Source organism: Microbacterium marmarense, from assembly GCF_037204165.1.
Taxonomy (GTDB): Bacteria; Actinomycetota; Actinomycetes; order Actinomycetales; family Microbacteriaceae; genus Microbacterium; species Microbacterium marmarense.
On the sequence record NZ_JBBDGL010000001.1, the window covers coordinates 1,127,136 to 1,140,954 of the forward strand.

Here is a 13,819-nt window from a genome sequence, read left to right on the forward strand (position 1 = left end):
CGTCGAGGCGCAGCCTGACGCAGTTTCGCTCGATGAAAGGAAAAGGAAATGGCACCCAAGAAGAAGGTGACCGGCCTGATCAAACTCCAGATCAAGGCTGGTGCCGCAAACCCCGCGCCGCCGATCGGTCCGGCGCTTGGTCAGCACGGCGTCAACATCATGGAGTTCTGCAAGGCGTACAACGCGGCTACCGAAGCACAGCGTGGCAACGTCATCCCCGTAGAGATCACTGTCTACGAGGACCGCAGCTTCACGTTCGTCCTCAAGACCCCGCCGGCGGCAGAGCTCATCAAGAAGGCCGCTGGCCTTGCAAAGGGTTCTTCCACGCCTCACACGGTCAAGGTTGGCAAGCTCACCAAGGCTCAGGTTCGCGAAATCGCTGAAGCGAAAGAGCCCGACCTGAACGCAAATGACATCGAGGCTGCCTCGAAGATCATCGCCGGCACCGCCCGTTCCATGGGCATCACGGTTGAGGACTGAGGGGAATAAACATCATGGCTACCAAGTCAAAGGCCTTTAAGGCCGCAGCTGCCAAGATCGAGGCAGACAAGTTCTACACGCCGACCGAAGCCGTCACACTGGCTAAGGAAACCGGCTCAGCGAAGTTCGACTCAACCGTTGAGGTCGCGCTGAAGCTCGCTGTTGACCCCCGCAAGGCTGACCAGATGGTGCGCGGCACCGTCATTCTGCCGCACGGTACCGGCAAGACGGCCCGCGTCATCGTTTTCGCAACGGGTCCGGCCGCTGAAGCTGCTATTGCCGCGGGCGCAGACGAGGTCGGCGGCGCTGAGCTCATCCAGAAGGTGTCAGAGGGCTACACGTCCTTCGACGCTGCCGTGTCAACTCCTGAGCTCATGGGCCAGGTTGGCCGTCTCGGTAAGGTGCTGGGCCCCCGTGGTCTCATGCCGAACCCGAAGACCGGCACCGTGACTCCCAACCCGGCCAAGGCCGTGGAGGAGATCAAGGGCGGAAAGATCGAGTTCCGTGTTGACAAGCACGCGAACGTGCACTTCATCGTCGGCAAGGCATCGTTCTCGGCCGAGCAGCTCGACGAGAACATTCTCGCGGCGCTCGAAGAGATCGTGCGTCTCAAGCCGTCGAGCTCGAAGGGCCGTTACATCCAGAAGGCTGTTGTCTCAACCACCTTTGGTCCGGGCATCCCGCTGGACGTCAACTCCATCTGAGTCTGACTGATTCGCAAAGAAGGGCCTCACCTCCGGGTGGGGCCCTTCTCGTTGTGCCCGGCGGCGGTGTCGCCGCCGAACTGCTGGCATGATGGCGCTATGGGAACAGTCGATGACTATCTAGCCGAGCAAACCGAGAATGATCGTGTGGTGATCGAGCACGTCTACGACATCGCTCGGGATCTGGTTCCTGACGTCGAGCAAGGAAAAGGCTACGGAATGCCCGCCCTCGTGTACAAAGGCAAGTCACTGATCTCTGTGATGCGCACCGCGAAGCACATCGGCGTGTATCCGTTCAGCCCCGAAGCCATCGCGGCGGCCGCAGATGAGTTGGTTGGCTTCGATCGCGACAAGGGCACCGTGCGCTTCCAGCCGGACAGTCCCATTCCCGATGCGGCCGTGCGCACAATGGTGCACACCCGACGGGCGCAGATAGACGGCTGAATCCCGCTCGTGCGCTCGGCGGCCGAGCGCGCACGGGGCTAGTGCGAGATCAGCAGACTGATCGCCAGGCCCGTCATCACCACGGCGATCACTACATCGAGAATTCGCCACGCCCGTGGTGTTGCGAGCCAGCGACTCAGGTAACGCGCGCCGAAGGTCAAAGCGCTGAACCAGACGACGCTGCCGATCACCGCACCCAAAGCGAACAGCCAGCGCTGGTCGCCATGCGTGCTGGCCACCGAGCCAAGCAAGAACACGGTGTCGAGATAGACATGCGGATTGAGCCAGGTGAGCGCGAGACACGTGAGCGCGACCGGCAATGCCTTCATCTTGGCTGCGGTCAAGACAGCGCCAGTCTGCGACGGTTGTGCCGTAGTTATCGGTGCGGCCGAGACGTCAAGCCCGGTCGTGCGCGGATGCCACGCGCGCCGAGCAGCGAGGAGCGCATACCCGAACAAGAAGCCGGCTCCCGCCCAGCGGACTGCAGTTATGAGCCAGGGCGCGGACGCAACGATAAAACCAAGGCCTGCGACGCCGAACACGATGAGAATCGCATCTGACACGGCGCATATGATCGCCACCATCACCACGTGCTGGCGGTGAACGCCCTGGCGCAGGATGAACAGATTCTGCGCGCCGATCGCGATGATCAGCGAGAGTCCGAGAGTAAAGCCAGCAAGTATCGAGGTGAGTGCCACAGAACGAAGCTACGGCTGCATAGCTAGTAAAACCAGCTAATGATTCTAAGGACGCATTACTCTAGCTAATGATGAACATTTCGCGGGAACTCGCCGAGACGCTTCTGGCGGTCGTTCAAGAAGGCACGCTCGACGCTGCGGCGAAACGGCTGCACGTCACCCCATCTGCGGTCAGTCAGCGCATCAAAGCGCTGGAGACGCAGCTCGGTCGGGTCGTGCTGGTGCGAGCGAAGCCGGCACGCACGACCGAGGCGGGCACGGCCGTAGTTCGATTTGCTCGTGAGATCGCCCTTCTCGAGCACGATGCGCTGGTTCAGATGGGCGTCGGCGACGATTCCGCACGGGTCAGCATCCCACTCGCGGTCAATGCTGATTCCCTAGGCACGTGGTTCTTGCAGCCGCTGGCGCGTCTGGCTGAGCAGCATCCTGTCGTGTTCGATCTGCACCGCGACGACCAAGACTTCACTGCTTCGCTGCTGGAATCGGGCACCGTGATGGGCGCGGTCACCTCGCGGCGCGCTCCGGTGTCGGGGTGCAAGGTGATGCCGCTCGGAGTCATGCGCTACGACGCCGTGGCTACGGTGGGATTCATGAAGCGATGGCTGCCCGCTGGCCCCACCGCAACAGCGCTCGACGCCGCGCCCGTGGTCGAGTTCGATCGACGAGACGATCTGCAAACGCGCTGGCTCAGAGACCGGGGGAGCGCGGGCACTGCGCCGCGGCACTATGTGCCTGCATCGAACGACTTCGCGCGCGCCGTGTCGTTGGGGCTGGGCTGGGGTCTGCTGCCGGTTTTTCAATCGTCCGAAGGCCTCAACGACGGCAGCTTGGTAAAGCTCGACAACCTGTGGGTTGATGTGCCGTTGTACTGGCAACAGTGGAATCTGCGATCGCAGCTGCTCGACGCGATTGCTGACACCGTCGCCGAGGCCGCCGCCACGGTGCTGGAGCGGCCCGGCGTCTGAGAACCCGTGACGCTCAGCCCTCGGCGACGCGCAGAACGATCTTGCCGCGCGTGTGCCCATCTTCAACTGCACGATGGGCAGCGGCAGCATCCTCAAGTTCAAAGATCTGGTCGATGTACACCTGCACCGAGCCCGAGTCGAGCAGGCGCGCGATAGTCGAAAGGGCGGCGCCGTCGGGGCTCACCTTGAAACTGGTTGCGCGCACACCAGCTTCATCCGCTGCGTGGGCGTACTCGGGCCAAGACCCGGTTGGCACGATGATGTAAAGCCCCCCAGGGCGCAACACTGTGAGTGAGCGGCTGCTTGTCGAATCACTGACGTTGCCGACCAGGTCGATCACGACATCGACATCGGCGACAACGTCTTCAAATCGTGTCGTTTTGTAGTCGACGACGACGGACGCTCCGAGCTCGCGGAGCCACGAGGCGTTGTGGTCTGAACCGGTGACCGTGACGTGCGCGCCGAAATAGGCTGCGAATTGCACGGCGAAGTGGCCCACCCCTCCGCTGCCGGCGTGAATGAGTATGCGCTGACCTTCATGCGCGCGCGCGGTCTCAACGACAAGGCCCCACGCCGTCAGCGCCGCCAGGGGAACGCCAGCCGCTTCAACGTGCGACAGCGCTGCCGGTTTGCGTGCGACAGACAGCGTCGGCACGACAACATATTCGGCGTAGGTTCCGCCAGAGCGAGGAAAGTGCGTCATGCCGAACACCTCCGTGCCCGGGGGGAAGGGGTGCGATTCGTAGGGCGACGACACTACGGTGCCGCTGAAGTCGAAACCTATCGTTGAAGGAAACGAGTCGATCGCTGGGGCCACGCCGCGGCCAGCGCGAGTCTTGGCATCGATCGGGTTCACTCCCGCAGCATGAACTCGGACGAGCAGTTCGCTGATTACCGGGCTCGGCACAGGCACCGTAGCGATATGGAGAACGCTCGATTCGCCGGGGGTGTCGAAGACAGCGGCACGCATGGTTTCTGGCGTTTCACCGACTGGGGTGGTGTCGGGGCGTGGCGCTGAGGCGGTTCGCAGAGGTCGCGCTCTCATGATGGCTCCTTCCGCGTGTGCGGTCGGCGACGACCGCACGTGATTTGGTGATACGAGCAGTCAACCTTGTCAATGTCTCGCACGTGTTACGCGGGTGCTACCGTGTCGCGAACGTCGTGCCCGATCGCCGGGCGAGTTACGGGGTCTCGCCTGCGCTAAGTGCGTGCAACATGCGAGAGAGATTCTCGATGTCTGCGAGCGACCACGCGTCGAGCGCCTTGAGGAGTGCGCCTTCCTGGGGGGCGCGAGCGACGCTCAACCGTTCCAGCCCGAACGCGGTGGGCGAGATCAGACTGGAACGCCCATCCTCGGGGTCGGGCGTGCGGGTGACGAGCTGCAAGGCCTCGAGTTCACGCACCGCGCGGCTGATCTGCCCCTTGTCGGCCATCAAGCAGTCGGCCAAGTGAGAGAGGGTGACCTGTTCCTTGCGTGCGATCGTGGTGAGAACCTTGTATGCGCCGGGCAGCATGCCAGGGCTCACCCGGTTGGCATTCTCAGAAAGCACGCGCCGGAATCGAGAGATCAGCTCGCCGAATTCGGCCTCCAGGGCGCGCACGGCAGCCGTGCGCGCCCTGGGGTTGTCGATCGGGTCCATGACTGTCGACACTAGCCGTTGTCGTGCGCGGTGCGAGAGTCGTGTGAACGGGATTCACGATCGTCACCCGTCGCTCGCAGCACATCCATGCCTTGGGCCGTAGAGACTGTTGCCAGATCGGCCTCGTTCGCCACGACGCGTTCACTGGTAGTCATACGCGTGAGCGGGTGATTTGGCAACAGAGCGATCGCGATCAAGCTCAGAATGGCAAACGGCACCGCAATGAGGAACGACTGAGCGATGGACTGAGCATAGATATCCTCAATGATGATGCGGATGCCTTCGGGCAACGCCGAAACCTGCGGGAGCGTTCCAGACTGAAGCTGCTCCGCGATCACCGCACCTTGCTCGCCCAGCGCAGCAAGGGCGGCAGTGATGTCCGCTCTTGCTGCGGCGGTGAGCGTGGTGACTGACGAAGCCAGTGCCGCGCCCATCACCGAAACGCCGATCGTGCCGCCGAGGCTGCGAAAGAACGTGACGCCTGAACTGGCGACACCCATCTCTTCGGGCTTTGCCGTGTTCTGCACCACCAACACGAGGTTTTGCATCGTCATGCCGACACCGGAACCGAGCAAGAACATATAGAGCGACACCAGCGCGAAGTTTGTGTCGTAGTGAATTGTCGAGAGCAGCGACGACCCAGCGATGAGCAGCACGGCGCCAGCAATGAGGTAAGGCTTCCAATGCCCGTACTTCGTGACGATGCCACCGACCACCGTCGACGCGATGAGCAAGCCAGCCATCATCGGGATCGTCATCAGACCAGCCTCAGTGGGGGTCGCTCCTCGCGCCATCTGCATGTACTGGCTGAGGAACACCGCCGACCCGAACATCGCGATGCCAGTGGCGATCGACGCGAGTACCGACAGGGTGAAGGTGCGGTTGCGAAACAGCGTGAGTGGAATCAGCGGCTCACTCGCGCGCAGCTCCGTGATGACGAACGCGATCACCCCGAGGATCGCGCCGCCCACCATGAGGAGCGTTTCAGTGCCGAGCCAGTCGTAGGTCGATCCAGCATTGGTGATCCAGATCAGCAAGAGCGATACCGAGGTAGAGAGCAGCACTATGCCGAGGTAGTCGATGCGTGCCTTGACCTTGGGGCGCGGGGGCAGATGAAGGGTGCGTTGCTGAATGATCAGCGCGACGACGGCGATGGGCAACGCGACGAAGAAGTTCCAGCGCCAGCCCCAGGTGTCGGTGATTACGCCGCCGAGAAGCGGGCCGCCGACCGTCGCGAGCGCCATGACTGCCCCGAACAACCCCATGTATCGTCCGCGTTCGCGAGGGCTGATGATGTCGGCCAGGATCACCTGACTGAGAGCTGCGAGCCCGCCTGCTCCAATGCCCTGCACTGCGCGGAAGGCGATCAGCATCTCGGTGCTCTGAGAGAAACCTGCTGCCGCCGTAGCCAGCACGAAAATGACGATGGCGGTTTGGATGAGAATCTTGCGGTTGAAAAGGTCGGCGAGTTTGCCCCAGATGGGTGTCGAGATAGCCGTGGTCAGAAGAGTGGCTGTGATCACCCAGGTGAAGGCCGCCTGGTCGCCGTCGAGATCGTGAATGATCACCGGCAGCGAGGAAGAGACCACTGTCGATGCGAGCATCGAAACGAACATGCCGAGCAGCAGGCCGATAAGAGCCTGAAGAACGCGGCGCTTGTGAGCGGGGTCTGCAGGGGGAGCGGCGGCGGTTTGAGCTTTGCCGGTGGATGCTGACATGAAAATCCTTCGCGTGGCGCGCGGCGGCATTGACGCGACATGGTTGATCTAGGTCAATAGTTGAGAAGAGTCAACTATATGAAGATCTTTGACCAGTGTCAACTAAATGCGTATGCGGAGGAGTTGAAGGCGCCCGCCGGCGTCAGCTCAGGTCGACAAGTGCCAGCGAGCGGAAGGGTTGACGCGCGCCAACAGGCGCTGCGTTGGGGGCATCAGCTGCGGGCCGTCGGCCTGTGGTGCGGTGGTACAGCTCATCGATCAACGAGGTTGCGAGGCTGACCAGCTTTGCGATCTCACGCTCGTCGCGGTCGATCCAGACGCAACGGGGTTCGTCGCTCACCGGAACGAAGTCGTTGTGCTCTTCCCAGACCACGAGCGTGCGCTCTGCCCCGAGGACGTGCTGTTGCCACCAGACCTGACGGAGGTAGGTGCGTGGCACGCTGCGCCACGACTTGTTCGTCGTTTTGATCTCGGCGAGAGTGACACGACTTGCGGAGTCGATCATGATTCCGTCGGGAGTTGCGAGGTGCCGCTTTTCGACGACGGCGTGAAAAAGTGCCGATGAAGGCTGGATGCCGTGGGTCGCGGCAACCCATGCGGCGATCTCGGGCTCGCGCGCCTTGCCATGCGCGGTGAAAGCGTTGCCCGAGAAGCCCGAACCCATGAGCTTCGAGTCAGCGGCGCGCACGATTGACTTCTCGGAGGTGAGGGATGCCACATCTGTCGCGGTGATTCCACGCGATCGTGCTCGCATCCACGCCACTCGGTCGCGAGAATCAGCGACGATTCTGGCTGCGAGTTCGGGGGTCACCAATCGAGACTAACTCGGTGCGTAGACACCGTGCGCCTGCGACGCTCGAAACACAGCAGATGGTGCCGCGGGAAACTCACATCGACTGTTCATCAGTGCGACACACACGGGAAACGCTACGGGATGAACGCGGCCATAGCTTTTGGAGGTTCCGATCATTCGATCACACTCATCAGGAGACATATGTCCAGTTCTCGACGGCGCCCTTTGCTTGGTCGCCTCGCCGCCGGTATCACGGTGGCACTCGTTGGCACAGCGTTAGTGCCGCTATCGGCATTCGCCGCAGAGCCTGGCGACGCTGACGTCATTTTCAATGAGGCATACCTCAAGGGCGGAAGCGCAAACGCGCCGTACACGAACAAATTCGTTGAACTGTACAACGCTGGCGACGTTGCGCAAGACCTCTCGGACTGGTCTGTGCAATACCGCTCAGCCAGCGGTACGGCGGGGCCTTCGGTGAGCTACCCACTCGCAGGCACGATCGAGCCAGGCGGCTACTTCTTGGTTGCGTGGAACGGCAACGGCGCCAATGGGGCCGCGTTGCCGGTAACTCCCGACCTTGCGTTTGACGCCACCCTTGGCGCCTCAGGCACCTCAGGAACCCTTTACCTGGCGGAGACGACAGAGTCTGTCACTCTTGCCATCGGGTCGATCGTTGACAACCCCGAGGTCGCAGACCTTATCGGCTATGGAACGTCGAACACTTTTGAAGGCGCAGTCGTCGCCGTCAACGGGGGCAACAGTGAGCCCAACTCGCTCGCTCGCGCTGATTTCGTAGACACCGACAACAACTCCGTCGACTTTGCGAGTGTTGCAACGGTCACTCCGCAGTCATCCGCTTCAAGTGTGGAGCCGACGCCGACCCCCACGGCGACGGCAACTCCTACCGCGACGGCAACTCCCATTCCGACTCCCACCGCGGCACCGGTCGTGGTCGAGATCGCAGCCATTCAGGGAACCGGCGCAGCAAGCCCGATGGTAGGGCAAACGGTCACGACGCGAGGCGTCGTCACAGCCGAGTACCCCACTGGCGGCTACAACGGCTTCTACGTACAGGCACCGGGCACAGGAGGTGCCCTTGACGCGTCACACGCAGCATCCGAAGCCGTGTTCATCTACAATTCTGCCGCGACGGCGAAGGTCGCCATCGGCGACTATGTCGAAGTGACCGGGCTCGTGTCTGAGTACAACGGAGCGACTCAGCTCTCACCTAGCGCAGAGAACGTCACCGTGCTGTCTGACACCGTTGAGGCGGTTACCCCAGCAGCCGTGGCATGGCCCGCGACCGACGACGAGCGGGAGTTGCTCGAGGGCATGCTTGTTGCTCCTCAGGGTGAGTTCACCGTCACCGACACGTATGACACCAACTACTACGGATCAATCGGTCTGGCTTCAGGCGTCGAACCTCTGCTGACCCCGACTGAAGTTGCTCTTCCCGGCAGCGCCGAGTACGAGGCCGTCATCGCCGATAACGCGGCGCGCTTCGTCACGCTCGATGACGGTGCCTCGACGAACTTCAACTCGACCGCCAACAAAGGCATTCCGCTGCCGTACCTGTCGACCACCGATCCGGTCATCGTCGGTGCCTCGACGACGTTCACCCAAGCGGTGATCGTTGATTACCGCTACGGCCTGTGGAACTTCCAGCCCACCCAGCAGTTGACGGTAGAAAACGCCACCACTGTGCAGCCGGCAACGTTCGAAAACACTCGCACCGCGTCGCCTGCGGATGTGGGTGGCGACGTGCAGATCGCCAGCTTCAACGTGCTGAACTACTTCACCACCACCGGCGCAGATGCTGTAGCACTCGGCTCATCGTGCAGTTACTACACAGACCGCGCCGGCAACAACATCACGGTGAACTCGTGCTCCGGAACCGCAGCCGTGCGCGGAGCTGCAAACGACGAAAACCTTGCACGTCAGCAAGCCAAGATCGTCGCAGCGATCAACGGGCTGGGCGCTGAGGTCGTGTCGCTCGAAGAAATCGAGAACTCCACCATCGCTGGCGTCGACCGCGACGCTGCTGTGGCAGAACTCGTCGACGCGTTGAATGCTGATCTTGGCTCGGACGCATGGGATTACGCTCGTTCGCCCGAAACCGTGCCGACGGGCGAAGACGTCATTCGCACTGCCTTCATCTACAAGAAAGCAGATCTTGAAACCGTGGGCGACGCGGTCATCGATGATGACGCAGCGTTCAGCAACGCGCGCTACCCGCTTGCTCAAGCGTTCAAGCCCGCGGGTGGGAGTGACGCTGACACCTTCATCGCAATCGTGAACCACTTCAAGTCGAAAGGATCGGGCACGGGAGCTGACGCCGACCAGGGCGATGGTCAGGGAGCCTCGAACGCATCGCGCGTTGCGCAGGCGACCGCCCTCGTCGAGTTCTCAGATACGCTGCAGGCCGACGTCGGTACTGACGATGTCTTCCTCATCGGAGACTTCAACGCCTACACGCAGGAAGACCCGATGCAGGTGTTTTACAGCGCGGGTTACGTTGACCAGGGCTCCAAGACGGGAAAGTACACATACTCGTTCGACGGTGCCAGCGGATCGCTTGACCACATTCTCGCCTCCGCTTCGGCAGATGAGCTTGTGACCGGTGCAGACATCTGGAACATCAACTCGGGTGAATCGATCGCGCTGGAGTACAGCCGTTACAACTACAACGCGACGATCTTCTACGACGAGTCACCGTACCGTTCGAGCGACCACGATCCTGTCGTGGTGGGTGTTGACTTCGCCGAACAAGACGAATTTGTGGATCTCAACTTGTTGAACATCAACGATTTCCACGGACGCATCAACTCGAACACCGTGAAGTTCGCGGGAACCGTGGAGCAGCTGCGTGCACAGTACGGCGACGACAACACCCTGTTCCTTTCTGCAGGTGACAACATCGGTGCGTCAGAATTTGCGTCCTCAACGCAGGGTGATGAGCCCACTATCGATGTGTTGAATGCACTTGAACTGGCAACGTCGGCCGTGGGCAACCACGAGCTCGACAATGGAATCGATGACCTGACAGGCCGGGTGACTGACGCAGCAGACTTCTCGTACCTCAGCGCGAACATCTATGCCAAGGGCACTACCGACCCCGTTCTTCAGGAGTATGAGTTGTTCGAGGTCGATGGCCTCACCGTGGCCGTGATCGGCGCGGTGACGAAAGACACCGCAACGCTCGTCACCCCCGGTGGCATCGCTTCGGTTGACTTCGGAGACCCGGTCGAGGCCGTCAACCGAGTGGCAGCTGAACTTGAGGGCACGGCTGACGTCATCATTGCCGAATACCACGAGGGAGCTACTGACGGTGCGGCTGAGGGCGCGACTGTTGAAGAAGAGGTTGCTGCTGGCGGTTCATTCGCTGACATCGTCACGAAGACGTCGAGCGACGTCGACGCCATCTTCACCGGCCACACCCACAAGCTGTATGTGTGGGACGCACCGATCCCCGGCGAAGAGGGCACACGCCCAATTGTTCAGAGCGGTGACTACGGCTCGAACATCGGTCAGATCGTTCTCACGGTTGACGCTGAATCGGGTGACGTTGAGTCATACACGGCACGCACCGTTGCTCGCACAACGACCAGTGATGCTGACCTGATCGCCGCCTACCCGCGCGTTCAAGAAGTGTCGACGATCGTCGCCGACGCTCTTGCGCACGCAGCTGTGGTCGGCGGTGTTCAGGTGGGCTCGGTCACCGCCGACATCACCACCGCGTTCAGCGGCGGCGCGTTTGTCGACGGAATGTGGACCGGTGGGTCGCGAGACGACCGCACCTCGCAGTCGACACTGGGCAACCTGGTTGCAGACGCGATCGTCGAAAGCCTCTCAAACCCCGAGCTCGGGGCAGCCGAGATCGCCATGGTGAACCCCGGCGGGCTTCGAGCCGAGATGCTCTACGGCTCAGATAACGGAGTCATCACCTACGCCGAGGCAAACGCCGTGTTGCCGTTCCTCAACAACCTGTGGACGACAACGCTCACAGGTGCACAGCTCATATCGGCACTTGAAGAGCAATGGCAGCCCGAGGGCTCTAGCCGTGCCTTCTTGGCTCTTGGTCTGTCAGAGAACGTCAGCTACACGTTCGACGCGACCGCAGACCGCGGTGAGCACATCACAGGTGTCTGGATCGACGGTGAGCCGATCGACCGTGAAGCTGACTACCGCATCGGATCGTTCAGCTTCTTGCTTCAGGGCGGAGACAACTTCTCTACCTTGGCCCAGGGATCGAACACGCGGGACTCGGGCCTCATCGATCGTGACGCCTGGATCGCCTACCTTCAGTCGAATTCGCCGGTGAGCCCGAGTTTCGAGAGCCGTAGCGCTCAGGTCACCGGTGTTCCCTCGATGATCAACGCAGGTGAGACGCTTTCGATCGAGGTCTCAGGGCTTAACCTGACATCGCTCGGCAGCCCGGAGAACACCACGGTCGAGGCGACCATCGGCGATACGGCGTACGCCCCGTTCGCAGTGACGGCGGGCGCAGCATCCATCGAACTCGTTGTTCCTGAGTCGGCAGCAGGTGCGACCACGTTGACGCTCACAGCACCTGTCAGTGGCACGGTCGTGACTGTTCCGCTGACAGTAGTGGGAGTTCTCGATCCGACCGATCCGACCGATCCGACCGATCCGACCGATCCGACCGATCCGACCGATCCGACTGACCCGGGCACCGGGGGAGAACTGCCCACAACGGGCGGATCGGCGAAGCCGACCACCGATGCAATTCCGGTTGCAGATGGTGATCTCACCCCGCAGAACGCGAACGGCATTGCAGGGCTCGATGGCGACTTCGTGCCCGGCGGCACCGTCGTGATCAGTCTTGACCCGAAGTACGCGGGCCAGTGGGTGAGCGTGTGGCTGCACTCGACGCCACAGCAGCTGGGCGGTGGTTGGTTGCAGGTGGCCGCAGACGGAACTGTTTCGGTTCAGCTGCCCACCGATGTCACGGGAACACACCGTCTTGTCGTGCTCGATGCCTCCGGTGAGGTGATCGGCTGGCAGTCGATCACGATCGCCGATGGCGACGTCGCGACGAGCACAGACGATGCCGGCGACACCAGCGCCGGGGGCGCGCTGGCTGCGACCGGTGGCAACGCCGGTGAGCTCGGTGCGCTTCTCATCGCGCTCGCGATGATGCTGGGTCTCGGGGTGACACTGCGGGTTATCGCCGCACGTCGCGCGGTCTAGTCAACACGGAAGGCCCCGCTCATCGTTTGCATTCAAGCGGTGAGCGGGGCCTTCTTCGTGCACGCGAGCGTCGAGAGCAAGGGCAGTGCGCTGCACCTGCCAAGATGGGGTCATGTCGATTCAGCACACCGTTGTCTTCCGCCTCATGCACCCCGCGGGCTCCGCTGAAGAAAGTGAATTTCTGGATGCTGGCCCCGATATTCTTGCCGCTATTCCGGGCGTGCGGAATTTTGCTGTCGCGCGGCAAGTGAGTGCGAAAAGTGCACTGACCCACCAGTTCTCGATGAGCTTTGCAGATCAGAGTGCGTACGACGCCTACAACAACCACCCCGATCACGTCGCTTTCGTTGCGAATCGTTGGGTCACCGAAGTCGCCGAGTTTCAGGAGTATGACTTCGTCGACGGCCCTTGATTTGGCGGAGAGAGCTCGATCGTTTATTCTTGACGTTAGCCAAAGACCGTCGGTCATCATCGTGCGCGCAAGCGAACGAAGATTGAAGCACTGCATTGCAGGGGCCCGCGCAGGTGTACGAAATGAATCTCTTCGAGAATCCAGCTCCGTGCGCTTGCGCCGGAGCTTTTTTGATGTTCGTGAACAAATCAGCTGACCGGATGCCGAAGCTGACGCCCCGCTGCCGCGGAACGTCTCATACACACAAGGAGTGACCATGGCGCAGAAGGATGCATCGGTTGCCGAGCTTACGAAGAACTTCGAGAGCTCGAACGCCGTTCTGCTTACCGAGTACCGCGGTCTGACGGTTGCACAGCTCAAGGAGCTGCGCAACAGCATCCGTCAGGACGCGGAATACGCCGTGGTGAAGAACACGCTGACCAAGATCGCGGCGAACAACGCTGGCGTCTCTGGTCTGGACGACGACCTCAAGGGGCCGTCGGCTATCGCATTCGTGCACGGTGACTTCGTCGCCACCGCGAAGGCAATGCGTGACTTTGCCAAGGCCAACCCGCATCTCGTGATCAAGGGCGGTGTCTTCGAGGGAAACCTCCTGAGCGCCGACGAGATCAACAAGTACGCCTCGCTCGAGAGCCGCGAGGTTCTGCTTGCAAAGGCTGCGGGCATGATGAAGGCCACGATGGGCAAGGCTGCGGCCACCATCGATGCTCTTCGCGAGAAGCTCGAGACTGCCGACGCTGCGTAAGCGTCTGGC

The 13,819-nt window shown here is 61.6% G+C and carries 12 protein-coding genes; 7 read left to right on the forward strand and 5 right to left on the reverse strand.

Annotated elements, in window-relative coordinates; all coding sequences use genetic code 11:
- Window positions 1-48: 48 nt before the first annotated feature.
- The 3 genes from rplK (at window position 49) to WDU96_RS05130 (ending at window position 1,628) form a co-directional block, all read left to right on the forward strand.
- On the forward strand, window positions 49-480 hold the full coding sequence (rplK, locus tag WDU96_RS05120) for a 50S ribosomal protein L11 (protein ID WP_337337400.1): 432 nt from the start codon (window positions 49-51) through the stop codon (window positions 478-480).
- 14 nt (window positions 481-494) lie between these two features.
- A complete protein-coding gene (rplA, locus tag WDU96_RS05125; protein WP_337337401.1) occupies window positions 495-1,184 on the forward strand; it encodes a 50S ribosomal protein L1 in 690 nt (229 codons plus the stop codon).
- A gap of 99 nt (window positions 1,185-1,283) precedes the next feature.
- Window positions 1,284-1,628 carry an iron chaperone gene (locus tag WDU96_RS05130; RefSeq protein ID WP_337337402.1) on the forward strand — a complete coding sequence of 115 codons (345 nt, stop codon included), beginning with the start codon at window positions 1,284-1,286 and terminating at the stop codon, window positions 1,626-1,628.
- A 38-nt stretch (window positions 1,629-1,666) separates the two neighbouring features.
- On the opposite strand, the gene WDU96_RS05135 is transcribed toward WDU96_RS05130, so the two are convergent.
- Window positions 1,667-2,326, reverse strand: coding sequence for a LysE/ArgO family amino acid transporter (locus WDU96_RS05135; protein WP_337337403.1), 660 nt, complete (start codon window positions 2,324-2,326; stop codon window positions 1,667-1,669).
- 68 nt (window positions 2,327-2,394) lie between these two features.
- Between WDU96_RS05135 and WDU96_RS05140 the strand changes: the two genes are divergently transcribed.
- Window positions 2,395-3,291 (forward strand): LysR family transcriptional regulator ArgP, encoded by an 897-nt coding sequence (locus WDU96_RS05140; RefSeq protein ID WP_337337404.1) that lies wholly within the window; start codon window positions 2,395-2,397, stop codon window positions 3,289-3,291.
- Between the two features lie 13 nt (window positions 3,292-3,304).
- Here the strand turns inward: WDU96_RS05140 and WDU96_RS05145 are convergent, their stop codons facing one another.
- The 4 genes from WDU96_RS05145 to WDU96_RS05160 form a co-directional block, all read right to left on the reverse strand.
- On the reverse strand, window positions 3,305-4,336 hold the full coding sequence (locus WDU96_RS05145) for an NADP-dependent oxidoreductase (RefSeq protein ID WP_337337405.1): 1,032 nt from the start codon (window positions 4,334-4,336) through the stop codon (window positions 3,305-3,307).
- Between the two features lie 136 nt (window positions 4,337-4,472).
- Window positions 4,473-4,931, reverse strand: coding sequence for a MarR family winged helix-turn-helix transcriptional regulator (locus tag WDU96_RS05150; RefSeq protein WP_337337406.1), 459 nt, complete (start codon window positions 4,929-4,931; stop codon window positions 4,473-4,475).
- A gap of 11 nt (window positions 4,932-4,942) precedes the next feature.
- Window positions 4,943-6,649: an MDR family MFS transporter gene (locus WDU96_RS05155; protein ID WP_337337407.1), complete on the reverse strand. Its 1,707-nt coding sequence runs from the start codon at window positions 6,647-6,649 to the stop codon at window positions 4,943-4,945.
- A 142-nt stretch (window positions 6,650-6,791) separates the two neighbouring features.
- Window positions 6,792-7,460 (reverse strand): YqaJ viral recombinase family protein, encoded by a 669-nt coding sequence (locus tag WDU96_RS05160; RefSeq protein WP_337337408.1) that lies wholly within the window; start codon window positions 7,458-7,460, stop codon window positions 6,792-6,794.
- A gap of 183 nt (window positions 7,461-7,643) precedes the next feature.
- On the opposite strand from WDU96_RS05160, the gene WDU96_RS05165 reads away from it, so the two are divergent.
- The 3 genes from WDU96_RS05165 (at window position 7,644) to rplJ (ending at window position 13,810) form a co-directional block, all read left to right on the forward strand.
- Complete coding sequence (locus tag WDU96_RS05165) at window positions 7,644-12,653, forward strand: ExeM/NucH family extracellular endonuclease (RefSeq protein WP_337337409.1); 5,010 nt, start codon at window positions 7,644-7,646, stop codon at window positions 12,651-12,653.
- A 112-nt stretch (window positions 12,654-12,765) separates the two neighbouring features.
- Window positions 12,766-13,065, forward strand: a complete 300-nt coding sequence (locus WDU96_RS05170) for a Dabb family protein (RefSeq protein WP_337337410.1) — start codon at window positions 12,766-12,768, stop codon at window positions 13,063-13,065.
- 256 nt (window positions 13,066-13,321) lie between these two features.
- Window positions 13,322-13,810, forward strand: a complete 489-nt coding sequence (gene rplJ, locus WDU96_RS05175; protein ID WP_337337411.1) for a 50S ribosomal protein L10 — start codon at window positions 13,322-13,324, stop codon at window positions 13,808-13,810.
- Window positions 13,811-13,819: the final 9 nt, after the last annotated feature.